The sequence below is a fragment of the Kitasatospora sp. NPDC057738 genome, from assembly GCF_042798815.1.
In the GTDB taxonomy this organism is placed as follows: domain Bacteria; phylum Actinomycetota; class Actinomycetes; order Streptomycetales; family Streptomycetaceae; genus Kitasatospora; species Kitasatospora lactacystinica.
The window spans coordinates 72,467-92,574 of record NZ_JBHVJT010000004.1 but is presented as its reverse complement, the minus strand read 5'-3'; the positions used below and the strand labels follow the sequence as shown (position 1 = coordinate 92,574).

Here is a 20,108-nt window from a genome sequence, read left to right as displayed (position 1 = left end):
ACGGCCGTTTTGGGGTGGTTGTTGGCAATCTTCTCCGGGAGGGGCCCCCCTGGGGTCCTTTGGGACGAGCCCTGGCCACGAAGCCCCCCCCCCGCCACCGGCCAAGGAGGCGGGGCGGCGGCGGTCAGGTGTTGGGTCAGGACGGTTCGTTCGAGGCGAGGACGCGGTCGAGGTACTCCTCGCGGGCCGTCTTCTCCAGCTTGCCGTCGAGGCTCAGCGCGCTGCGCAGCGCGTCAGCGCTGGCGTCAGCCGGGATCTTCAGACGGGCTTCGGCCTCGCGCTGGATCTCGCCGAGGGTGTGCTGTGCGGAGGCGGGGTGGTGGCAGATGAACCAGTCCAGCATCTTGGCCACTGGCGGGAAGCGCTCTGGTCTCTTCATCCTGCCGCGAGCGGCCGCCAAGCGCGCGGCATGGACCCCACGGGCGGGGCGTGGTAGCTCCGGTGCTCCCGGCCGGTCCCAGGGGGTAGGCGCGACTTGCGGTCTCCCTCCGTGACCGTGCCCGCCGACGGACCCACGGGTCGCTGGTCCGCCCGGCGCCCTACATCGCGGCACCTGCCACGACCGTCGATGCCGGGGAAGGCATCGTGCCCCGGCGCCACGCACGGCGCGTCGGTCGAGGCGTGTAACGCGCTGCGGACCGGGCAGACGGTGGCCGGACGTCCTGCGGTCTCGCTGGGTCGGGCCGCCGCTCGCGGCCGACCAGTGGCGCCGGGCGCCCGGGGGTGCCGCTGACTCGTCCGCCCGGATCTGGCTGGGCCGGAGTTTTGTCTGGAGGACCAATGAGCAAGTCCAACCCTGTGCGCAAGCTCGTGGGCGCCGTGACGGACGCTGTCTCGGGCAAGATGGATCACGGCCGGCCGGAAGTGCCGGGCGCGCCCGGCGTGCAGCCGCCGCCGGTGGCGGAGCCCACGGAGCCCACGGAGCCGCGCGCCCCGCTGCCGCCCAAGCCCGGCCAGAGCCCGCCTGCCGTCCTGTCAGCGACCGGCCGAAGAGGTGGCGGGGCCGAGGATGCGCGCGCGGCTTCTTCCGTCAGGCGAGCAGCTTGAGGAGAGCCCGGTGCCGCGCCGCCGGCCGCGTTGTCAGGGAGACGGCGTCCTAAATCTGGGCACCACCCCGGCGGTGTGCCGGGCCTCCGACGTCAATCCCAGACTCATCGAGCCCTACGGGCGGACCATCGCCGTCGCGCTGCCCGGCCTCGTCGCGGACCCCGCGGGCCCAGACTTGCCGGGCGGCGGCGAGACTGTCGAACATGCCGTCCTCGACCTGCTGCATCACCGCCGGAGCTGTCCAGTGAGGCCCTATGCCTTGCTCGACCTCGACCCGACCGCACGGAGCCGGTCGACCCGACCGAACCGGTGGCCCGCTTGCATCCCGCCGGTCGCCCGGCGGCCCGGCTGTTCCTGCGGCGGCTGCTGGCCGGGCGGCGTACGGCGGCTCTGGAGGAGTGCGGCCGGGAACCCGCCGCCCGCCGGCCTGCGAGGTGCGGTCGCAGGCCCCACCGGGACCGCCCTCAGGGGCAGCCGGAGACCCACTGCCGCGACACCGCTCTGCCGCTGCGGCCCGAGGACGGCACCGTGCTGTTCTGGACCGACGGCCTGCTGAACCGCCGCGACGAGGGCACTGTCCGCCCGGACCGGCTGCTGCGCGAGGCCGAGAAGCGCGGCACCCGCGAGCTGGCGGACTTCCTCGACCGCATCGCAGCCCGCCTCGGCGGCCCCAGCTCCGACGACGACAGCTACCTGCCGGCCGCCCGGCTCCGGGCGGGGTCGAGGCGTTAGCGATCGCGGATCCGGGGTAGCCGCAGCGGCAGACCGCGGGGACCACGTTGCGAGGAGGCGGACGGCATGGACGGACGTGAGCAGATGGAGCTGCGCGGGATCGAACGGGGGCTCCACCGCGACCGCGTCCTGGAGCTGCGGCTGCGCGTCGTCGGGCTCCGCCTGCGCGGCCGGGCCTGGGACGTGCTGCGCGGCGTGCGGCCGCGGACCGTCCTGGCGCTCGCGCTGCTGTCGCTGGGCCTGCTCGGGGCAGGCCTGGGGACGTCCGAGGCGCCGTTTCTGTGGGTCTTCACGGGCTGCTGGGCCCTGACCCTGACCATCGCCTTCGCGGTGCTCTGTGCCTGCGCCGACGGCCGCCGGGAGGAAGGGTGAACGCGCTGCCCACGCCGCGCGGTCCGCTGTCGGCTGCGGTGTCGGCCCTGCTCACCTCCGGACCGCCAGGAGCGGGCCGTCCGCTCACACCGTCCGGCCCGCCCACCGAGCCGTGGGGCGAGGACCACCAACTGGCCCTGCACCTGTGCTACGAGCTCCACGACCGCGGGCTGCCCGGGGTCCCGGACGGCTGGGAGTGGGATCCCGAACTCCTGAGATTCCGGAAAGAGTTGGAGCAGCCTTTCCTGGCCGCGGTGCGCGCGGAGGCGGAGCCCGTGCCGCCCTTGAGGGAGGCGTTGGAAGCACTGCTCACCGAGCCGCCCGACGGCACCGGCCCGTCGCACTACCTGCTCGCCGAGGGCGAGCGCCGGCACGCCCGCGAGTACCTGGTGCACCGCTCGGTCTACCATCTCAAGGAGGCGGACCCGCAGCTGTGGATGCTGCCGAGGATCCACGGGCCCGCACAGGCGGTGCTGACGGCGATCCTCTACGACGAGTACGGTGCCGGACGGCCGGAGCGGGCCCACGCCCGGCTGTTCGAGCGGATGATGGTCGCCTTCGGCCTCGACCCCGGCTACGGGCACTACCTGGACCTCGTGCCAGCGCCGACCCTGGCCGTGGTCAACTTGATGACGCTCTTCGGCTTGCACCGGGCGTTGCGCGGCGCGGCCGTCGGGCACTTCGCCACCGTGGAGGTCACCTCGTCGCCCGGCTCCGCCCGCTTGGCGGCGGCGTTGGAACGGCTCGGCGGCGGCCCGGACGGCACCCTCTTCTACCGGGAACACGTCGAGGCGGACGCCGTCCACGAGCAACTCGTGCGGCGCGGGGTCATCGAGGAACTGGTCGCGGCCGAGCCCGAGTTCGCCCGGGACGTGGCGTTCGGCGTGGCTGCGGCCGGGGTGGTCGGCGGGCACTTCGCGGACCACCTGCTCGGCCGCTGGCGGGCCGGACGCAGCTCGCTGCGCTCCCCGCTGCCGGACGGCACGGGGTGAGCCGGGCCCGTCCGGGCCCCGGCCCGGACGGTCAGCCGGCCCTGGGAGCCGGACCTCCAGGTGCTCGGAGAGCACCCGCGTCTCCAGTGCCGGCTGGGGCGCGGTGGCCGGGCCATGTACGACCTCGCCGTCCCGCAATCGGAACTCGCTGCCGTGCCACGGGCAGCGCAGGCAGCCCTCCACCAGTTCGCTCTCGGAGATCGGCCCTGTGCGGCACGGCCGTCCATGGAGAACTTCACCGGCGTGATCAGCGATGTACGCATCTGGAGCCCTGCCCGCCAGGGGTCTTCAGGGTGCAGGCCGGCTGGCGCAGTTCCCAGGTCCACGGCGCGGCGGTCTCTCGGACCACCAAGAAGGCCGCCCACCAGTACGCAACAGTGAGCCTGCTGGGACACATAGCTGGCATCGAGCCGGTCGAGCAAACCGGCTCGGTGTCGGGCTGGGTGTCAGCAGCGCGCGGTACGCGAGCGATCCGCTTCCCGAGCAGGCACGGGAGCTGTCCTTCGCCGACCGCCTGCAGCACGTTCTGGAACTGCCGCAATTCGCACCCGCTGTGGTGGCGGAGGTGGTCGCACGCATTGCCGCAGGTGCGCTCATCCCCGGGACCTTCACGCGGTGCTGTTTGCGGCGGTCTCCTCGGCCTGGGAGCCGGCGTGCCGAGCCGTCCTACAGGCTGCCGCGGCGGAGCCTGGCACAGCGGTGGCCTTGCTGACGCTCTACCAGTCGATGGGCAATCGCCCCATGACCGGCAGCGGCAGCTGGGCCCAGGTGCGGCCGTCGAGTAGGCGGCCGCCGGCCTTGGGGGTGTGCCCGCCCCACTGCTTGAAGAAGAACGCCACCTCGCCCTGAACACAGGCGTCGCGGATGTCCCGGGTCCAGGCCGCCTCCATGGGGCGGTACCCCGGCCCGGACTCACCACCGGCAATGACCCAGTGGATGCCGCCCAGCTCCAGCCCGTCAAGTGGGCCCAACAGCGGCTCGCAGGACAGGAACCGGACAGCGGCGGGCACTACGCGAAGGTCGTCCACCCGGTCGAGTTCCTCCGCGCTCTCCACGGACACGCCCATCCACACGTTGGAGGGCCACTCCAGCCGGTCCGCCACGCGCCGGAGCCGGCGGGCCCGCTTGGGTCAGCACCTGGTACGTGTGCTGCGGCGTGTCCGCCATCACGGCGAAGACCCGGCGCACGAAGTCCAGCGGGACCCGGGCGTGGAAGAGGTCGGACATCGAGTCGACGAAGACCGTCCGCGGACCGCGCCATCCGTACGGAGCCCGCAGAACGTCCGGGTGGAGCGTGAGATCGAAGCCGGGCCCCGACGTCCGCGGATCACCGTCGTTCTGGTACTTCGCAGCGCCCATCGCCTTCAACCGCTTCGCCAGCGTGAGCGCGTAGCAGTTGTCGCAGCCAGCCGACACTCGGTCACACCCCGTCGTGGGATTCCACGTCACCTCCGTCCACTCGATCCCGCTGCGCTCGCCCGCTGCCGCTCCCGATCTCCGTCGTGCTCTGCGGCCCCGCCCCCGCAAGCGTCCGCGTCCCGTGTTCGGGACAACCCTCCTCCGTCGCCGGAGCCCTGTCGAACCCGGCAGGTCACAGCTCCGCACTCGCCGGGGACGCCTATCACCGGCCGACGGCTCGGCCAAGCTGTCCGATCCGGCGACGATCGGTCGCCCCGTTGTCCGACGGGTGCTCATCGCCCCCCAGGGAGAAGCACTCATGCCCGAGCAGTTCATGACCGTCAAGCAGACCGCTGCCTACCTGAATATGTCTGTCGCCTGGGTGTACCGAGAGGCGCCGCGGGTCGGGCTGAGCCCCTACAAGTTCGGCCGCGGACCGAACGCGAAGCTCCAGTTCAAGCTGTCGGAGGTCCAGGCGTGGGTGAAGCAGCAGCGGATAGCGGGGGTCTCACGGCGTTCGCGCGTGACGGAGGGCCTGCCCTGGGTAGGGCAGGCCCTCCGCGTGTTCAGGTGGCCAGGCCGAGGTCGAGGAGTTGGGCGGCTCGGCTGAGCGAGCCGGGCATGAGGTGGCGGTAGATCCCGAACGTGATGTCGATGCTTCGGTGGCCCATCCACTCCGCCACGTCGGTGATCGCTATGCCGTTGCTGAGGCAGTTCGACGCAAAGAAGTGACGGAGGCCGTAGAGCACCATCCCTTCCGGGATGCCGGCGAGGCCGGACTTCTTGATCCGCCGCCACTGGCGGTCGATGACGTAGTGCGGCATAGCCCGGGTGATGTCCACGGGGTTGCGGGAGGAGGTACCCGTCCACGGTTCCGTACGTGTCGGCGTACTCCTCGATCGAGCGCCGGGTGCGGGCCGGCAGTGGGACGTCCCGGTACTCGCCGGCCTTGCGGTGCTTCAGACGGGCGTAGGACCGGGTGGTCTGGTTGACTTGCTCGGTGACCCGGTAGACGTCGTCGGCGACGATGTTGTTGATGTTGACGGCGTACGCCTCTCCGTTGCGCAGACCACAGCCGCTCACGAGGTTGGCGATCAGACGGAAGGTGTCGGCGCCCGCATCCCGGATCTGGTGCAACTGAGAGAGCGACGGGATCACCGCACGCTTCGGGTCGTACTGCGGCGACTTGACCCCGTCGAGCGGGCTGCCCTCGTAGAGGCCGAGCCTGTGCGCGTCGAGCAGGATGGCCTTCAGGCTCATGAACGCGTTGGCCTGGGTGGCCAGGCCGACGCCGTTTCGCTCCATGTCCTGGATAAACGCTTCGACGACCTTGTGGTCGAATGTGCCCATGCGGCGACTGCCGAAGGCGGGGAGGAGGTGGATCCTCAGAAGGGAGTCGACGTTCCGCAGCGAAGTGGGACCCAGGTCGCGCTGACTCTTGAGCCACTCGGCGACGTAGTCGGAGAAACTCATCCCTCCGTACTTCTGGACGCGCTCGGCCTTGCGCTGGCTTTGCGGGGAGTTCTTTCGCGCGTGGTACACCTCGGCGAGACGGGTCTTGGCCTTGTCCTGAGTGGCGAAGCCGGACTCCTCCGTCTGACGGCCCGCCGCGTTGCGGTACCTGATCTTGTACTCGTGAGGGCACTTGCTCCAGCGGGACTCGGGGTGCTCGCACTCCTTGAAGAAGCTGCCCATGCCGCGGGTGAGGCCTGTGGTCGCCATGGTGGTCGGAACCTCCGGGAGTCTTGCTGACGTTTTGCTGACTCCGGATGGTCGATCATGCCCCTGAGCTGGGCGGAAACGTCAGTTCCGCTATATCCTGCGCAAGGTGATCTGGATGGTCCCGGGCTTCACCGTCGACGCCTACCGGGACCGGCTGCGCGAGCTGGACGCCCGGATCCGGGCCGAGGGCCTGTTCGTGGCCCACTCGGCGCGCTTCCTGATCGAGGCGCGCAAGCCGTAGCCGTAGCCGCGGCCCGCCGGACGCCGGCCCGCCGGGCAGGGGACCGGCGGGCCGGCGTCGGAGCTCAGGACTGTGCGACCAGGTCCAGGTACGCGTCGTGCCAGAGGTCCTCGTCCCCGTCCGGCAGGAGCAGCACGCGGTCGGGCCGGAGGGCCTCGATGGCGCCGGGGTCGTGGGTGACCATCACGATCGCGCCCGGGTAGCTGCCCACAGCCGTCAGGACCTCCGTGCGGGAGGCCGGGTCGAGGTTGTTGGTCGGCTCGTCCAGCAGCAGGACGTTGGCGCCGGAGTGCACCAGGGCGGCCAGGGCGAGCCGGGTCTTCTCACCGCCGGACAGCACCCTGGCCGGCTTGTCGGCGTCGTCTCCCCGGAAGAGGAACGCGCCGAGCACGTGCCGCAGTTCGCCGTCGGTCAGGCCGGGGGCGGCCGCGGCGAGGTTGTCGCGCACGCTGAGTGCCGGGTCGAGGGTGTCGTGCTCCTGGGCGAAGTAGCCGAGTCGCAGACCGGAGCCGGGGACGACGCGGCCGGAGTCCGGTGTCTCCCGGCCGGCCAGGATGCGCAGCAGGGTGGTCTTTCCGGCTCCGTTCGGGCCGAGCACGACCAGCCGGCTGCCGCGGTCCACGGCCAGGTCCAGTCCGGTCAGCGCCGGCCGGCCGCCGTAGGACTTGGCGAGGCTGATCGCCCCGAGCGGCATCCGGCCGCACGGGGTGGGCTCGGGCAGCCGGATCCGGGCGGTGCGTTCGGCCTGCCGGACGGGTTCGAGTTCGGCGAGCATCCGGTCGGCCCGGCGGGCCATGCTGCGGGCGGTGGTCGCGGTGGCGACGTTGGCCCGCATCCGGTCGGCCTGCGCGTGCAGGGAGGCGGCCTTGCGTTCGGCGTTGGCCCGCTCCCGGGTGCGACGGCGCTCGTCGGCGGCGCGCTGGGTCAGGTAGGTCTCCCAGCCGGTGTTGTGGACGTCGATCGTGGCGCGCTGCGGGTCCAGGTGGAAGACCCGGTTGACGGTCTCCGCGAGCAGGCGCAGGTCGTGGCTGATCAGTACCAGCCCGCCCTGGTGGGTGGCGAGGAAGCCGCGCAGCCAGGCGACGGAGTCGGCGTCCAGGTGGTTGGTCGGCTCGTCCAGCAACAGGGTGCCGTGGTCGGCGAACAGGATGCGGGCCAGCTCGACCCGGCGGCGCTGGCCGCCGGAGAGCGTGCCGACGGGCGAGCCCATCAGGTGGGTGGGCAGGCCGAGCCCGGCCGCGACCCGGGCCGCCTCGGCCTCGGCGGCGTAGCCGCCGCGGGACTGGAACCCGGCCTCGGCCCGGACGTACGCGTCCATCGCCCGGCGTTCCTCGGCCGGCGTCCCGGCGTGGGCCATCGTCGCCTCGGCGGCGCGCAGCGTGCGGACGGCGGTGTCCAGGCCGCGGGCGGACAGGATGCGGTCGGTGACGGTGGCCGACGGGTCGGCGGCGCGGGAGTCCTGCGGGAGGTAGCCGACGGCTCCGGTTCGGGTGACGGTGCCGGCGGCGGGTGCCAGCTGCCCGGCCAGGGTGGCGAGCAGCGTGGTCTTGCCGGCACCGTTGCGGCCGACCAGGCCGATCCGGTCGCCGGGGGCGATGTGCAGGGTGACGTCGGACAGCAGGAGACGGGCGGCGACGCGCACGTCGACACCACGGGTGGTGATCACGGGATGACGCTCCGAAAGGGCTAGCGAACAGACGGGTGGCGTGGAAGCGGTCCGTCGGCTAGGAAATTCGGGGCGTTGACATGGGGCCACGGTAGCGGGAGGGGTGGACCGGACGCATTCGAATTAACGGGGCGGCGCGGGGTGGTCGGCCGCGGCGGGGCCCAGAGGGCAGGCCGGTCCGCCCGGGGCGGTGCGGTTTCGGCCATGCCGGAGGCGGATGGCGCGCGGGGCCTCCTTGTCATGGTCGCGGCGTAATCGCTTGCATGTCCGCATGGGCCGACGCGATCTCGTACTCCTGACCGACCACAGCTCGACCGAAGGCAGCCGGCAGGTGCTCGCCGCCGCCGCGCGGACGCTGACCGGCCGGGAACCCGTCCAGCTGGACGCCCGGCACTTCATGACCGGCGGCAGCGGTCTGATCGAGGCCGACGACGCGGGCGGAATCCGGCTGGAGGCGGGCGGCCGGGCGGTGACCGCCGACACGGTGATCGTCTACGAGATCCCGCCGCACCGGCGCCGCGCGTTCGAGGGCTGCCAACGGCGGCTGCGCGGCTTCGGCGCCCGCTCGCTCGGCACCGACGCCGAGGCGTGGCGGGCGGCCACCGAGAAGGACGCCACGGTCGCGAGCTTCGTCCGGGACGGCGTGCCGCACATGCCCAGCATCGCGCTCTCCAGGCCGAGCCCGGAGGCCGCCGCCGACGCCTTCGCGGCGCTCGGCGGCGACGTCTGGGCCAGGCCCTGCATCGGGATGGGCGGCGACGACGTCTTCCACGTCACCACCCACGCGCAGCTCGACACCGCCGCGCGGCACTACGCCCGGGCGGGCGCGGACTGGCTGATCGCCCGCGACGCGCGGAACGTCCTCCCGGACGGGCGCCGCCACCAGTACCGGGTGGTGGTGCTGCAGGGGCGCGTGGTCCGGGTCGTCGAGCACGTCCAGGCGGACCCGGACGCGCCCTGCAACGAGAGCCGGGGGGCCGTCTCCACGCTGCTCGACTACACCGAACTGCCGGACGGGCTCGCGGAGTCGGCCGTCGCGGCGGCCGCCTCCACGGGCCTCGACCTCGCCGGGGTGGACCTCGCCGCCGAGAGCGGCGGCGTGGTCTTCGAGGTCAACGTCCACCCCGCCTTCGGCCGGCGCGGCCTGGAACAGGTGGCGCTGCCGTACGTCGCCGCGCACCTCGGCGAGTAGCGCCGGGGGCGTCGCGCCGGTGCCCGGAACACCCCAGTGGTGCCCGGAACACCCCGTCGGTGCCCGGAAGGCCCCGGTGCCCGACTCAGGCCCGCAGGACCGCCGCGAGCACCGAAGGCCGGAACAGCGCCGACGGTGGCGCCACCAGCGACATCACCTCGTGGAACACCGCGGTGACCGCCGTGTCCAAGGTGCTGGCCGCCAGCACCTTGTCGAAGAAGCTGTGCTGGAGCCCGATCAGGGCGCCCGAGGGCGCGCCGGTGGTGGCGGGGAAGCGGGCGTCCTCGGCGCAGGAGATCACCCAGGGGATCTTGGACGCCACCGCGACGGCGCGCCGTGCGGCCCGGGCGGTGGCGTGTCCGATGCCGCCGTGCCGCTTCGCGGTGCGGCGGAGCTCCCGGGCGCAGAACAGCGCGACGGTGACGCCCTGCCCGTACACCGGGTTGAAGGTGCTCGCGGCGTCGCCGACCACCACCAGCCCGTCCGGGCAGCTGCGCTCGTAGTGCCGGCGCACGCCCGGGCCGGGGTGGAACCCGCGGACCTCGCCCGCGGGTTCTGCGTCCCGCAGCATCTCGTGCAGGAGCGGGTCGCGCAGCAGGCGCAGGTGTTCGGTGAAGCCCTCCTCGCCGGCCGCCGGCTCGGCGCCGCGCATCCCGGCGAGGCTGACGATCCAGCGGTCGCCCTCGACCGGCAGCAGCACGCCCATGCGCTGCGCGTCCGGCGCCTTGGTCTGGAGGTAGGCCGCCCGGCCGACGGTCTCGGACCCGTCCGGGCGGTGGAACATCCGGGAGGCGTACGCGACGCCCGCGTCCACCCGCTCCTCGGGCACCGGCGGGCAGCCCAGCTCGGCGAGCCACTTCGGCACCGAGGTCGAGCGGCCCGTCGCGTCCACCACCAACTCGGCGGGTATCTCCCGGACTTCGCCGCGCTCCTGACCGCGCTCGCGGACCTTCACCCCGGTCACCGTGGTCGCCGTGCCGAGCAGTCCGACCGCGTCCGTGCCCTCCAGGAACTCGATCGCGGGATGGGCGCGGACCCGGTCCAGCACGAACGAGTCCAGCAGCGACCGGGTGCAGGAGAGGAAGCCCACCTGCGCCGGGTACTCGGCCAGCCACCCGGCGGAGCAGAGCCACCTGACGTCCGAGGCGGCCACCCGCTGCGCGCCCGCGGCCACCAGCTCCTGCTTGATGCCGGGCATCATCTCCTCCAGCAGCCGGTGCCCGGCCTCCAGCACCAGGTGCGCGTGCCGGCCCTGCGGCACCCCCGCCCGGAACTCCGCCCCCGCCGGGTACCGGTCCCGCTCCACCACCACGATCCGCTCGGCGAACCCGCGCAGCGCCCACGCGGCCGCCATTCCCGCGAGCCCGCCGCCGATCACCACTGCCGTACCCCGCCCCGGGGCCCTCTCCGAAGAAGTCATGACACGTAGCGTAGTGGCGTGCTCGCCTCCCCGTGATCACTTCGCTGCCGACGAACAGCCCTGCCCGGTGGGGCCGTTGACGGCGCACGGCGGCACCGGACGGTCCGCGGGGCGCGCGTGGGGCGTGCGCGGGGGCGGCAGGCGCGGGCGGCGGACACGGTCCGGGGGCGCAGGCCCGGGCGGGCCCCGGCCGGAGCCCGGGCCGTCACCCCGGTCGGGGCCCCGGTCGTGCGGGTACTAGACTCGACGGGATTGTGCTGGCGCCCCTCCCGGTGTGCAGGCGCGCGGAGGCGAGGAGGTGAGGGCCGTGGAGTGCAGTAGTACGGGTCGAAGTCGGCCCCGCCCCCGGTTGTCCCGCACCACTCGCGGCCCCCGGCACACCTCCTCCCGTACGGCTCCCGCGCGGCACTGACCTCGTCCTCCCGGCGAGGCGCCGCCGGTCGCGCCGTGCGCGTGGCGGCCGGCCGGGCGCCTCCGGTCCGCCGTGTCCCCTTGCGGCGGCCGGGCATCCACCGTGGAGGTCCCGCCATGTCCGACTGGCGTGTGCGCGCCGTGCGCGCGAGCAAGCGTCCGTTCTCCCGTTCCGTCGTCCGGCCCACGGACACCCAGCCCGCGCCCGAGCACTCGATGGACCCCCGGCCCGACCAGCCCGTCGAGCCGGTGACGCTGGAACGCTCCGTGGTGGACGCGGCCGTCTACCGGGACGGCCGCCGGACGGACGCGCCCACCGACCTCGCCGACATCTACCGCACGCTGCCCGACCGGCCCGGCACGATGGCCTGGATCGGGCTCTTCCGCCCCGCCGAGGCGCAACTGCTGGAGGCCGCCGACCGGTTCGACCTGCACGAGCTGGCCGTCGAGGACGCCATCGTCGCCCATCAGCGGCCGAAGCTGGAGCGCTACGGCGACACCCTGTTCGTGGTGCTGCGCGCCGCCCGCTACCTGGACGAGGCGGAGGAGGTCGACTTCGGCGAGATCCACCTCTTCGTCGGCCCCGACTTCGTGCTCACCGTCCGGCACTCCCAGGCCCCGGACCTGTCGGCGGTGCGCCGCCGGCTGGAGGCCGACCCGGAGCTGCTGGCGCTCGGCCCGGAAGCGGTGCTGTACGCGGTGCTGGACGCCGTGGTCGACGGCTACGCGCCGGTGATCGCCGGCCTCCAGCACGACATCGACGAGATCGAGACCGAGGTGTTCGGCGGCGACCCGCAGGTCTCCCGCCGCATCTACGAGCTCTCCCGCGAGGTGATCGAGTTCCAGCGGGCCACCCGCCCGCTGCTGGAGATCATGAAGAGCCTGGAGGCGGGCTTCGGCAAGTACGGCACCGACGACGAGCTCCAGCGCTACCTGCGCGACGTCGCCGACCACGCCACCTACGCCGCCGAGCGGGTGGACGGCTTCCGGCAGATGCTCCAGAACATCCTGACCGTCAACGCGACGCTGGTCTCCCAGCGGCAGAACGAGGAGATGAAGCAGCTCGCCGAGGCGGGGCACGCGCAGAACGACGAGATCAAGAAGATCTCCTCCTGGGCGGCCATCCTCTTCGCGCCGACACTGATCGGAACGGTGTACGGGATGAACTTCGAGACGATGCCGGAGCTCAAGTGGGTCTTCGGCTACCCGTTCGCGATCGGGCTGATGGCGCTGGTGTGCACCGGGCTGTACCTGGTGTTCAAGAAGCGGGACTGGCTGTAGTCCGGAGCCCCGGGTCCCGCTGACCCGGGTCCCGCTGACCCGGGTTCCGCGCCCCCGGGCCCGGGGCCGCTTCTGTGCGTGGACCCCGTGCTCCGCTTTCCTCACCGGACGGTGACAACTCGGCCTCGTTCCAAGGACGTTCGGTGCCGGCGCGGGATCGGAGGGGGACCCTTCCCCGGGAGCGGGGAGGGGGTCCGGATGCGGGCGATCGCGGGGATGATGACGGCGGCCGTGGTGATGGGGTTGCTGCTGGGCGGGGCGGTGAGCCTGCTGCTGTTCGCCTTCACGGACTGGTTCGACCCGATCGCGCGGTGGGTGCACGTGCACGGCTTCTTCCTCTGGGCCCACGGCACGCCCTAGACATCAGCCGGGCAGCAGTCGCTCGTACTCGGCCTCCGGGTCCAGTTGGCGCCGGTACTCGACGTGCAGCCGGACGGTGCCGTCCGTTCCGGCCAGGCGGTCGAGCGGGCCGGCGCCGGCCGGGAGCGGGTGGGGCTGCGGCCACTGCTGTGCGAGGACGGCCAGCGGGGTGCCGTCGGCGGTGCGGACCACCCAGGTGGCGCGGCCGCCGCCGATCAGCGGGAGCCGGGGCCGGGGGAGGCCGAGGGCGGTGAGCGCCGCCTGGGTGTCCAGGTGGTCGGGGAGGGTGAGGGTCTCGGCGTGCGGGGCGTCGGCGTCGTCGCCGGCCGCGACGCTGTCGCGGGTGAGGAGGATGCGCATGGCGGGAGGATAGGCCGGAGCCGCGGGCGAGCGCCCGGGGTGTGGCCCGCGGGGGTGGCGGCGGGGCCTCACCCGTGTGCCGGATTGACAAGGGGCATTGCCGTACCGGCAAATGGCAGGCATGGCCGACGAAGACTTCGAGAACGTCCTCACCACGGTGGGCCCGCGGCTGCGGGCGCTGCGGCGGGAGCGCGGCACCACGCTCGCCAAACTGGCCGCCGTCACCGGCATCTCGCTCAGCACGCTGTCCCGGCTGGAGTCCGGGCAGCGCAAGCCGACGCTGGAGCTGCTGCTGCCGCTGGCCCGGGAGTACCGGGTGCCGCTGGACGAACTGGTCGGCGCCCCGGCCACCGGCGACCCGCGGATCCACCCGCGCCCGGTGACCAGGAACGGCCAGACCATCGTCCCGCTCACCCGCCACCTGGGCGGCCTGCACGCCTACAAGCACATCGTGCCGCCGGGCCGGAACGCCGGACCCGAGCTGGAGCTGAAGGTCCACGAGGGGTACGAGTGGCTGTACGTGCTGTCCGGACGGCTGCGGCTGGTCCTCGGTACCCACGACCTGGTGCTGACGGCCGGTGAGGCCGCCGAGTTCGACACCCGCACCCCGCACGCCTTCGGCAACGCGGGGCAGCAGCCGGTGGAGTTCCTCAGCCTGTTCGGGCCGCAGGGGGAGCGCATCCACGTCAGGGCGCGCCCGGGAACCTCTGTTCGGTAGGTTCGTTCCTGACAGGGGGTCTTCCTACCGGCTCCCGCCAGGCCATCGGGAGGGGCCGAGGAAATGACTGTGCAGCAGAGCGCGGAGTCCGGCGAGAGCGGCGGAGCCGGGGAGCGTGCGGAGGCCGGGGACGGCCGGGCGGAGCCGGGTACGGGCAGCGCGGTGGCGAAGGGTGCGGACGCGGGCGCCGGTGCTCCCGGCGGGATCGGTGCGCCCGGGAGCGCGGGTGCTCCCGGGAAAGCGGCCCCCGGGGAGGGCAGTGCCCCCGGGACGGCCGTCGCGCCGGGGCCGGCCGTCGCTCCCGGGGCGGCCGACGAGGAGGCCGAGCGCCCCCGGAAGAAGCGCCCGTTCTGGCAGGAGCTGCCGATCCTGCTGGTGGTCGCGCTGCTGCTCTCGCTCGGCATCAAGACCTTCTTCGTGCAGGCCTTCTCCATCCCCTCCGGCTCGATGGAGCAGACCCTCGCGATCGGCGACCGGGTGCTGGTCGACAAGTTCACCCCGTGGTTCGGCGCCAAGCCCGAGCGTGGCGAGGTGGTGGTGTTCCGCGATCCGGGCGGCTGGCTGGAGGGCACGCCGACGGTCTCGGGCGACTCCGTGATGGGGACCGTCCAGAAGGCGCTCAGCACCGTCGGCCTGATGCCCTCGGCGGACGAGAAGGACCTGATCAAGCGGGTGATCGCGGTCGGCGGCGACACCGTCGAGTGCGAGGCGGGCTCGCCGCTGAGGGTGAACGGCGTCGCGCTGGACGAGCCGTACCTGTTCCCGGGTGCGACGCCCTGCGACAACGACCCGGTCGGCACCGTCACCGTGCCCAAGGACAAGCTGTGGGTGATGGGCGACCACCGCAACAACTCGCGGGACTCCCGGTGGCACCACAACGAGACCGGCGACGGCTTCGTGCCGGTGGACAACGTGGTCGGCCGGGCCTTCGTGGTCGCCTGGCCGTTGTCCGACTGGTCCACGCTGCCGGTCCCGGACACCTTCGACAAGGTGCCGGCCGGGGCGGCGGGCGCGGCAGGCGCGCCGTTCGGGACGCCGCCGGCGCCGGAGGCCGCCGCACTGGCCGGCATCGTGCCGCTCGCCCTGTGGCAGCGGCGGCGCTCGGCGCGGAAGGACCGCTGAGGCCGGCTCGCCTTCCCGGAACCCGGTCGATCGGCTTCGATCGGGTTCGATCGGCTTCGACGGAACTCCTCCCACTGACATCTACACGCCTGTAGAGTTCAGGAGGTGAGCTGAACGCCCGGCGGCCGGCCGCCCCGAGCGGGCGCCCGGCGGCCGGGTCCGGGTCGGGAGGCGGAGCCGTGATGGAGAATCAGTGCAGCCCCGGGGACGCCGGAGGTCCGGCGGGGCCGGAACCGGCGGGAACGGATCAGGCAGGACCGGAAACGGCGGCCCGGGACGTCCGCTGGGTCTACCAGCCGGTCGAGGTGGACCTCGGGGACGGTGGCTGGGCGCTCGGCCGGATCAGCGCGTGGTGGCAGGACGCGGCCGGGCAGCGCTGGTGCCGGCTGCGCATCGGCCGCGGCGGACAGCCCGCGCTCTGGCAGCCGTTCGACCCGGCGCGGGTGCTGCTGCTGCCGGTGTCCGGGCTCTGAGCAGGCCGGTCGGACATTCCGGTGGAACCGTTCGGCGGGCCCCGTCGTCCCTGGGATCGACCGCCGACAGGCCATTTAGCGACCGGGGACGACGTGACTTCGGAGATCTACTTCAGCAGCAACTACCGCGACCTGTGCGAGCAGCACGGCACCGGCGCGGGCTTCCAGTTCGAGTTCTCCTGCTACCGCTGCTCGGACACCTGGCGTTCGGCGTTCGAGCCGTTCCGGACCGGTCAGGTGGCGGGCTGGATAGGCAAGGGCGTCAGCGCGGCCTGGAACCTCATCGGCGGCAACGCCAACACCATCAGCAACGCCGCCGACGGTCTGGCCGGCCAGACCTGGGGCACCTCGCGGGACGAGGCCTTCCAACGGGCCATCACCAACGCCCAGTCCCACTTCAACCGCTGCGCCCGGTGCACCCATTACGTCTGCGGCCGCTGCTTCGACCCGGCCCAGGGCCTGTGCCACACCTGCGCCCCGGACACCGCGGCCGAGGCGGTGGCGGCGCAGCACCGCGGCCTCAACGACACGGTCACCGAGCGCGCGTACAAGTCCGGTCAGCAGTCCGGGGCCGAGTTCGACGTCAACGCGCCGCGTCAGCTGGTCTGCCCGCAGTGCCACACCGAGACCCACGGCACGCCGTTCTGCCCCGGCTGCGGCTTCCGACTGGCGCAGCCCGTCCAGTGCACGAGCTGCCACAAGGACGTCCCGGACGGCGCCGCGTTCTGTCCGTCCTGCGGGACGAGATGCTGACACCTCGTCCGCAGGACGGCGGGGCGCCCCCGGAGCGACGGGCCGGAGGCGCCCCGCCGTCGTGTGCGCGGGAGGGACCGGCTCAGCCGTACGAGAGGTTGGCGCAGGGATCGTCGTCGGCCGAGCGGGCGGCGCCGCTGACGCTGGTGGGCAGCGGGGCCGGGGCGGTGGGGGCGCCGCCGGGGGCCGCGGTGGCGGGGCCGGCGGGGTTGGCGGCGGCGAAGTCGTGGCCGAGGACGACGCTGACGCCCCGGCCGCCGGGCTGCACGGTCGCGCCGGGGAACAGCTTGGCGACCGCCTCGGCGGCGGTGCGCTCGCCGGTGCCGTACTCGACGACGGTGGTGCTGCGCGGCTTGCCGACCGCGTTGCCGACGCCGGCGACGGTGTAGCCGGCGCCCTTGACGGTCTCCGCGGCCCGGCCGCCGAGCCCGGACTCGCCGGTGCTGTTGAGCACGGAGACCTTCACCTCGGCGGCCTTGGCGTCCGGTGCCGGGGTCGGGGCCGGCGTGGGCGCGGCCTCGGCGGCGGGTGGGGCGGAGGGGGTGGCGGCGTCGGCCGGGGCGCTCGCGTCCTGGCCGTCGATGGTGCGGTCGGCCTTGAGCGCGGCCCACAGCTGGTCCACGTCGGGGTGCACCAGGGCGACCCGGGGGCCCTCGTAGCGCCAGGGCACGGTGAGGAACTTGATGTCGTGCAGGTTCACGTCCTTGAGTTCCATGGCGAAGGAGAGCAGCTTGGCGGCCGAGCCGAGGCCGGGGTCGACGGTCAGTGACCTGGTGGCCGCGTCGGCCAGCGGCAGCAGCGTGGTCGGGTCCATGCCGCGGGACTTGACCTCCTTGATGAGGGAGGACATGAAGGCCTGCTGGCGCTTGGTGCGGCCGATGTCGGAGCCGTCGCCGATGCCGTGCCGGACCCGGACGTAGTCCAGCGCGGCCTGGCCCTCGACCTTCTGTTTGCCCTTGGGGAAGAGCAGCTTCCCCTTGTGGCCGAGGTTGGGGTTGAGGTCCCCCTCGTGGATGTCGTTCGGCAGGCAGACCTCGACGCCGCCGACCGCCTTGGTCATCGCGGCGAAGCCGTTGAAGTCGACCACGATGGTGTGGTCGACGCGCAGGTTGGTCAGCTTCTCGACGGCGTTCTGGGTGCAGGCCGGGTTGCCCTGGTCGCTGTCGCCGACCGAGAAGGCGCTGTTGAACATCACATTGGTCTGCTCCTTGGTCCACTTGCCGTTGGGGAGCTTGCACGGCGGGACGGTGACCAGGGAGTCGCGGGGGATGGAGATGCCGACGGCGTGCTTGTGGTCGGCGTAGACGTGCAGCAGGATCGCCGTGTCCGAGCGGGCGCCGCCGTCCCCGCCGCCGCCCAGGTCGCTGTTGCCGTTGCCGCGGCTGTCCGAGCCGATCATCAGCACGTTGACCGGGGTGCGGCCCTGGGCGTCCGGGGTCGCGGCCTCCGGGCGGTCCTTGCTGAGGGCGTCGCCGTCGAAGGTGTTGATGTTGCTGTTCAGCCGGTAGTAGAGGCCGGCGCCGCCGAGGACGGCGAGCGCGGTGCAGCCGGCGGTCGCCCAGAGCACTTTCTCCTTGGTGCTGCGCTTGGGCTTCTTGCGCGCCCGGGCCGCTGAACGGCCGTCCGATATGCTCGCACTGTCCGGGTTCCGGTCGTTCTTCTGGCCGGTTCTCCGGCCGGTGGCCCGGCGTCCGCCCGCCCGGTGCGGCGAATTCTCGGCTTCGGGGGAACCCTTTCGGCCAGACACGTCGTCATCCTCCACAGTTGCCACGCGAGCCCCCGTCGAAAAGCGGCGGGTTCGCGTGGCCCGGGGCCGGAGCCGATCCGGGCGTGACCCGTCGCTAAACTTTTACACCGCTGTAGAACTTCAGTGGAGCATACTAGGCGCGGATGGGAAAACCAGCTGGTCAGACCATGAGAAATTGGTCAGAGCGGCTGTTCCGCGCTGCTCCGGACCCGTACGAGGAGCACGATGACTGATCGGATAGCACGTTCGATAGCCGGCGCCCTGGTGGCCCTGCTGGCCGCCGCCGGCCTCACCGCCGCGGCCTCGGGCGCGGCGGCGGTTGCCGCACCCCGAACCGTCGCGGCCGCCGCCGCGGACGGCGGCGCGCAGATCGGCACGGAGGCGCGCGCCACCTCCGCCACCTCCGCCACCTCCGCCATCTCCTCCGCCGCCGATGTCGCGCACCTCGCGGCCAAGGACGAGAAGAAGAAGAAAAAGGGCTTCTTCGCCAAGCTGGGCAAGTTCCTGCTGGTCGTGGTCATCCTGCTGATCCTGCTCGTCATCCTGCTGATCGTCGGGATCGTCTACGCCGCCAAGCGGATCTTCAGCCGCCGCAAGTAGCCGCGCGCCGCCAGCGTCGGTCGTGCACCGGTCGTGCACCGGCCGTTTACTGGCCGAGTACACCGCGCAGCGCGCACGGCCGCGACCCGGGCGTTCGCCGCCGCCCGCCGGGCGGTGGAGCCGGAACGACCGCCCGGGGCGGGCCACTTGACGCCGATTGGCCCTGGCCGGGGTGCCGGGGCCGCCCGAGGATGGGCGCCATGAGCGACTTCCGCACCCACGAGAGCCCCGAAGGTCTGCGTCCCGAGAGCAGGGTCGTCCACCCGCCGCTCGCCGAGGTCACCGGCAGCCGTCCGCTCGGCGTCCCGCTGCACCAGGGCCACCTGTTCGCCTTCGACACCGGCGGCGCACTCGCCGGGGCCCACGACGGACCGGACGGCGCCTTCCTCTACAACCGCTTCGGCAACCCCACCGTCCGCTCCCTGGAGCAGGCCGTCGCCGGACTGGAGGGCGGTACCGGCGCCCTCGCCACCGCCTCCGGCATGGGCGCGATCAACACCGCACTGCTCTCCCTGCTGCGCGCCGGCGACCACGTGATCGCCCAGCGCAGCCTGTACGGCGGCACCGTCGGCGCGCTGACCGACCTCACCGAGCGCTGGGGCGTCGAGGTCGACTACGTGAGCGGCGACGACCCCGCCGGGGTGGCGGCCGCGCTGCGGCCCCGCACCCGGGTGCTGCTCCTGGAGACCGTCTCCAACCCCACCACCCGGGTCACCGACCTGCCCGGGCTGATCGCCGTCGCCCGGCACGCCGGGGTGGTGAGCGTGGTGGACAACACCTTCGCGACCCCGCTGCTGTGCCGCCCGATCGAGCACGGCGCGGACATCGTGATCCACTCCGTGACCAAGTACCTGGGCGGGCACTCGGACGTGCTCGGCGGGGTCGCCGTCTTCGCCGACCCGGAGCTGCACCGGCGGGTCTGGCGGCGCTCGCTCGAACTCGGCGCCTCCGCCGACCCGTTCGCCGCCTGGCTGACCCTGCGCGGCATGCAGACCCTCGCCCTTCGGGTCCGCCGCCAGTGCGAGACCGCGCTCGACCTGGCCGGCCGGCTCGCCGCCCACCCCGCGGTCACCGCCGTCCACTACCCGGGCCTGCCCACCCACCCCGACCACGACCTCGCCCGCCGGCTGCTGCCCGGCGGCCACGGCGGCGTCCTGGCCTTCGACCTGGCCGGCGGCCGGAAGGCGGCCGGCACGTTCACCGAGTCCGTCCGGCTCGCCTCGCTGGCACCGTCCCTGGGCGACGTGCACACCCTGGTGATCCACCCGGCCAGCACCTCCCACCGGCAGCTGTCGGACGAGGAACTGGCGGCGGTGGGCATCGGGCCGGGGACGGTGCGGCTGTCGGTGGGCATCGAGCACCCGGAGGACATCTGGGCGGACGTCGCGCGGGCGCTGGCTAAGGTGTGAGCCCGAGCGGTGCGGCCGCCGGAGCGGGTGAGTGCGGGCCGGCCCGGGCCCCGTGCTCGGCGTCCGGGGCGCCGCCCGGGTCCGGAGCGCGG

The 20,108-nt window shown here is 73.2% G+C and carries 21 protein-coding genes and 3 pseudogenes; 14 read left to right on the top strand and 10 right to left on the bottom strand.

What is annotated here, in order from left to right:
* Positions 1–136: 136 nt before the first annotated feature.
* Entirely contained in the window at positions 137–379 is a 243-nt protein-coding gene (locus ACFVGO_RS03440; RefSeq protein ID WP_380630768.1) for a hypothetical protein, read from the bottom strand.
* A gap of 986 nt (positions 380–1,365) precedes the next feature.
* Between ACFVGO_RS03440 and ACFVGO_RS03435 the strand changes: the two genes are divergently transcribed.
* The 3 genes from ACFVGO_RS03435 to ACFVGO_RS03425 all read left to right on the top strand — a co-directional run bounded on the left by ACFVGO_RS03435 (position 1,366) and on the right by ACFVGO_RS03425 (position 3,143).
* Entirely contained in the window at positions 1,366–1,779 is a 414-nt protein-coding gene (locus ACFVGO_RS03435; protein ID WP_359900899.1) for a hypothetical protein, read from the top strand.
* Between the two features lie 66 nt (positions 1,780–1,845).
* Positions 1,846–2,151 (top strand): hypothetical protein, encoded by a 306-nt coding sequence (locus ACFVGO_RS03430; RefSeq protein WP_359900702.1) that lies wholly within the window; start codon positions 1,846–1,848, stop codon positions 2,149–2,151.
* Complete coding sequence (locus tag ACFVGO_RS03425) at positions 2,148–3,143, top strand: iron-containing redox enzyme family protein (protein WP_359900704.1); 996 nt, start codon at positions 2,148–2,150, stop codon at positions 3,141–3,143. The genes ACFVGO_RS03430 and ACFVGO_RS03425 overlap by 4 nt, the downstream gene beginning before the upstream one ends.
* A 102-nt stretch (positions 3,144–3,245) precedes the next feature.
* Here ACFVGO_RS03425 and ACFVGO_RS03420 read toward each other — a convergent pair.
* The 3 genes and pseudogenes from ACFVGO_RS03420 to ACFVGO_RS03410 all read right to left on the bottom strand — a co-directional run.
* Positions 3,246–3,344 (bottom strand): annotated as a pseudogene (locus tag ACFVGO_RS03420) (Rieske 2Fe-2S domain-containing protein); the annotation flags it as partial.
* A gap of 515 nt (positions 3,345–3,859) precedes the next feature.
* Positions 3,860–4,210, bottom strand: coding sequence for a DUF5131 family protein (locus ACFVGO_RS03415; protein WP_380630767.1), 351 nt, complete (start codon positions 4,208–4,210; stop codon positions 3,860–3,862).
* Positions 4,101–4,838: a DUF5131 family protein gene (locus ACFVGO_RS03410; protein ID WP_380630766.1), complete on the bottom strand. Its 738-nt coding sequence runs from the start codon at positions 4,836–4,838 to the stop codon at positions 4,101–4,103. The genes ACFVGO_RS03415 and ACFVGO_RS03410 overlap by 110 nt, the downstream gene beginning before the upstream one ends.
* A gap of 22 nt (positions 4,839–4,860) precedes the next feature.
* On the opposite strand from ACFVGO_RS03410, the gene ACFVGO_RS03405 reads away from it, so the two are divergent.
* The gene (locus ACFVGO_RS03405) at positions 4,861–5,151 is read left to right on the top strand and encodes a helix-turn-helix domain-containing protein (RefSeq protein WP_380350493.1); all 291 of its coding nucleotides are present in this window, start codon (positions 4,861–4,863) and stop codon (positions 5,149–5,151) included.
* Here ACFVGO_RS03405 and ACFVGO_RS03400 read toward each other — a convergent pair.
* Both ACFVGO_RS03400 and ACFVGO_RS03395 read right to left on the bottom strand, forming a co-directional pair.
* Positions 5,108–5,365 carry a tyrosine-type recombinase/integrase gene (locus tag ACFVGO_RS03400; RefSeq protein WP_359900883.1) on the bottom strand — a complete coding sequence of 86 codons (258 nt, stop codon included), beginning with the start codon at positions 5,363–5,365 and terminating at the stop codon, positions 5,108–5,110. The two genes, ACFVGO_RS03405 and ACFVGO_RS03400, sit on opposite strands and share 44 nt — an antisense overlap.
* A gap of 538 nt (positions 5,366–5,903) precedes the next feature.
* Positions 5,904–6,014: pseudogene (locus ACFVGO_RS03395) on the bottom strand (hypothetical protein); the annotation flags it as partial.
* Positions 6,015–6,354: 340 nt separating this feature from the next.
* On the opposite strand from ACFVGO_RS03395, the pseudogene ACFVGO_RS03390 reads away from it, so the two are divergent.
* Positions 6,355–6,504, top strand: a pseudogene (locus tag ACFVGO_RS03390) (SAM-dependent methyltransferase); the annotation flags it as partial.
* Positions 6,505–6,568: 64 nt separating this feature from the next.
* Here the strand turns inward: ACFVGO_RS03390 and ACFVGO_RS03385 are convergent.
* Positions 6,569–8,170: an ABC-F family ATP-binding cassette domain-containing protein gene (locus ACFVGO_RS03385; RefSeq protein WP_380630765.1), complete on the bottom strand. Its 1,602-nt coding sequence runs from the start codon at positions 8,168–8,170 to the stop codon at positions 6,569–6,571.
* Between the two features lie 271 nt (positions 8,171–8,441).
* Between ACFVGO_RS03385 and ACFVGO_RS03380 the strand changes: the two genes are divergently transcribed.
* Positions 8,442–9,362 (top strand): alpha-L-glutamate ligase, encoded by a 921-nt coding sequence (locus tag ACFVGO_RS03380; protein WP_359900712.1) that lies wholly within the window; start codon positions 8,442–8,444, stop codon positions 9,360–9,362.
* 85 nt (positions 9,363–9,447) lie between these two features.
* On the opposite strand, the gene ACFVGO_RS03375 is transcribed toward ACFVGO_RS03380, so the two are convergent.
* Positions 9,448–10,782 (bottom strand): NAD(P)/FAD-dependent oxidoreductase, encoded by a 1,335-nt coding sequence (locus ACFVGO_RS03375; protein WP_380630764.1) that lies wholly within the window; start codon positions 10,780–10,782, stop codon positions 9,448–9,450.
* Between the two features lie 528 nt (positions 10,783–11,310).
* Here ACFVGO_RS03375 and ACFVGO_RS03370 point away from each other — a divergent pair.
* Both ACFVGO_RS03370 and ACFVGO_RS03365 read left to right on the top strand, forming a co-directional pair.
* A complete protein-coding gene (locus ACFVGO_RS03370) occupies positions 11,311–12,474 on the top strand; it encodes a magnesium and cobalt transport protein CorA (protein ID WP_380630763.1) in 1,164 nt (387 codons plus the stop codon).
* A 198-nt stretch (positions 12,475–12,672) separates the two neighbouring features.
* Complete coding sequence (locus ACFVGO_RS03365) at positions 12,673–12,834, top strand: hypothetical protein (protein ID WP_359900721.1); 162 nt, start codon at positions 12,673–12,675, stop codon at positions 12,832–12,834.
* Between the two features lie 3 nt (positions 12,835–12,837).
* On the opposite strand, the gene ACFVGO_RS03360 is transcribed toward ACFVGO_RS03365, so the two are convergent.
* The gene (locus tag ACFVGO_RS03360) at positions 12,838–13,194 is read right to left on the bottom strand and encodes a hypothetical protein (protein WP_380630762.1); all 357 of its coding nucleotides are present in this window, start codon (positions 13,192–13,194) and stop codon (positions 12,838–12,840) included.
* Positions 13,195–13,315: 121 nt separating this feature from the next.
* On the opposite strand from ACFVGO_RS03360, the gene ACFVGO_RS03355 reads away from it, so the two are divergent.
* The 4 genes from ACFVGO_RS03355 to ACFVGO_RS03340 all read left to right on the top strand — a co-directional run bounded on the left by ACFVGO_RS03355 (position 13,316) and on the right by ACFVGO_RS03340 (position 16,260).
* Entirely contained in the window at positions 13,316–13,912 is a 597-nt protein-coding gene (locus tag ACFVGO_RS03355) for an XRE family transcriptional regulator (RefSeq protein ID WP_359900727.1), read from the top strand.
* A 63-nt stretch (positions 13,913–13,975) separates the two neighbouring features.
* Positions 13,976–15,034, top strand: coding sequence for a signal peptidase I (gene lepB / locus ACFVGO_RS03350; RefSeq protein WP_380630761.1), 1,059 nt, complete (start codon positions 13,976–13,978; stop codon positions 15,032–15,034).
* Between the two features lie 179 nt (positions 15,035–15,213).
* Positions 15,214–15,507: a hypothetical protein gene (locus tag ACFVGO_RS03345; protein WP_359900733.1), complete on the top strand. Its 294-nt coding sequence runs from the start codon at positions 15,214–15,216 to the stop codon at positions 15,505–15,507.
* Positions 15,508–15,600: 93 nt separating this feature from the next.
* Complete coding sequence (locus tag ACFVGO_RS03340) at positions 15,601–16,260, top strand: zinc ribbon domain-containing protein (protein ID WP_380350204.1); 660 nt, start codon at positions 15,601–15,603, stop codon at positions 16,258–16,260.
* Between the two features lie 82 nt (positions 16,261–16,342).
* Here the strand turns inward: ACFVGO_RS03340 and ACFVGO_RS03335 are convergent, their stop codons facing one another.
* Positions 16,343–18,007, bottom strand: coding sequence for an LCP family protein (locus ACFVGO_RS03335; protein ID WP_380630760.1), 1,665 nt, complete (start codon positions 18,005–18,007; stop codon positions 16,343–16,345).
* 225 nt (positions 18,008–18,232) lie between these two features.
* Between ACFVGO_RS03335 and ACFVGO_RS03330 the strand changes: the two genes are divergently transcribed.
* Complete coding sequence (locus ACFVGO_RS03330; RefSeq protein ID WP_380630759.1) at positions 18,233–18,607, top strand: hypothetical protein; 375 nt, start codon at positions 18,233–18,235, stop codon at positions 18,605–18,607.
* 200 nt (positions 18,608–18,807) lie between these two features.
* Complete coding sequence (locus ACFVGO_RS03325; RefSeq protein ID WP_359900742.1) at positions 18,808–20,016, top strand: aminotransferase class I/II-fold pyridoxal phosphate-dependent enzyme; 1,209 nt, start codon at positions 18,808–18,810, stop codon at positions 20,014–20,016.
* Positions 20,017–20,108: the final 92 nt, after the last annotated feature.

Coding starts and splice junctions, on each gene's coding strand:
- ACFVGO_RS03430 (WP_359900702.1), top strand. CDS start 1,846: ATGGACGGACGTGAGCAGATGGAGCTGCGCGGGATCGAACGGGGGCTC.
- ACFVGO_RS03400 (WP_359900883.1), bottom strand. CDS start 5,365: ATGCCGCACTACGTCATCGACCGCCAGTGGCGGCGGATCAAGAAGTCC.
- ACFVGO_RS03380 (WP_359900712.1), top strand. CDS start 8,442: ATGGGCCGACGCGATCTCGTACTCCTGACCGACCACAGCTCGACCGAA.
- ACFVGO_RS03325 (WP_359900742.1), top strand. CDS start 18,808: ATGAGCGACTTCCGCACCCACGAGAGCCCCGAAGGTCTGCGTCCCGAG.
- ACFVGO_RS03370 (WP_380630763.1), top strand. CDS start 11,311: ATGTCCGACTGGCGTGTGCGCGCCGTGCGCGCGAGCAAGCGTCCGTTC.
- ACFVGO_RS03440 (WP_380630768.1), bottom strand. CDS start 379: ATGAAGAGACCAGAGCGCTTCCCGCCAGTGGCCAAGATGCTGGACTGG.
- ACFVGO_RS03415 (WP_380630767.1), bottom strand. CDS start 4,210: ATGGGCGTGTCCGTGGAGAGCGCGGAGGAACTCGACCGGGTGGACGAC.
- ACFVGO_RS03365 (WP_359900721.1), top strand. CDS start 12,673: ATGCGGGCGATCGCGGGGATGATGACGGCGGCCGTGGTGATGGGGTTG.
- ACFVGO_RS03410 (WP_380630766.1), bottom strand. CDS start 4,838: ATGAGCACCCGTCGGACAACGGGGCGACCGATCGTCGCCGGATCGGAC.
- ACFVGO_RS03355 (WP_359900727.1), top strand. CDS start 13,316: ATGGCCGACGAAGACTTCGAGAACGTCCTCACCACGGTGGGCCCGCGG.
- ACFVGO_RS03330 (WP_380630759.1), top strand. CDS start 18,233: ATGACTGATCGGATAGCACGTTCGATAGCCGGCGCCCTGGTGGCCCTG.
- lepB (WP_380630761.1), top strand. CDS start 13,976: ATGACTGTGCAGCAGAGCGCGGAGTCCGGCGAGAGCGGCGGAGCCGGG.
- ACFVGO_RS03405 (WP_380350493.1), top strand. CDS start 4,861: ATGCCCGAGCAGTTCATGACCGTCAAGCAGACCGCTGCCTACCTGAAT.
- ACFVGO_RS03375 (WP_380630764.1), bottom strand. CDS start 10,782: ATGACTTCTTCGGAGAGGGCCCCGGGGCGGGGTACGGCAGTGGTGATC.
- ACFVGO_RS03360 (WP_380630762.1), bottom strand. CDS start 13,194: ATGCGCATCCTCCTCACCCGCGACAGCGTCGCGGCCGGCGACGACGCC.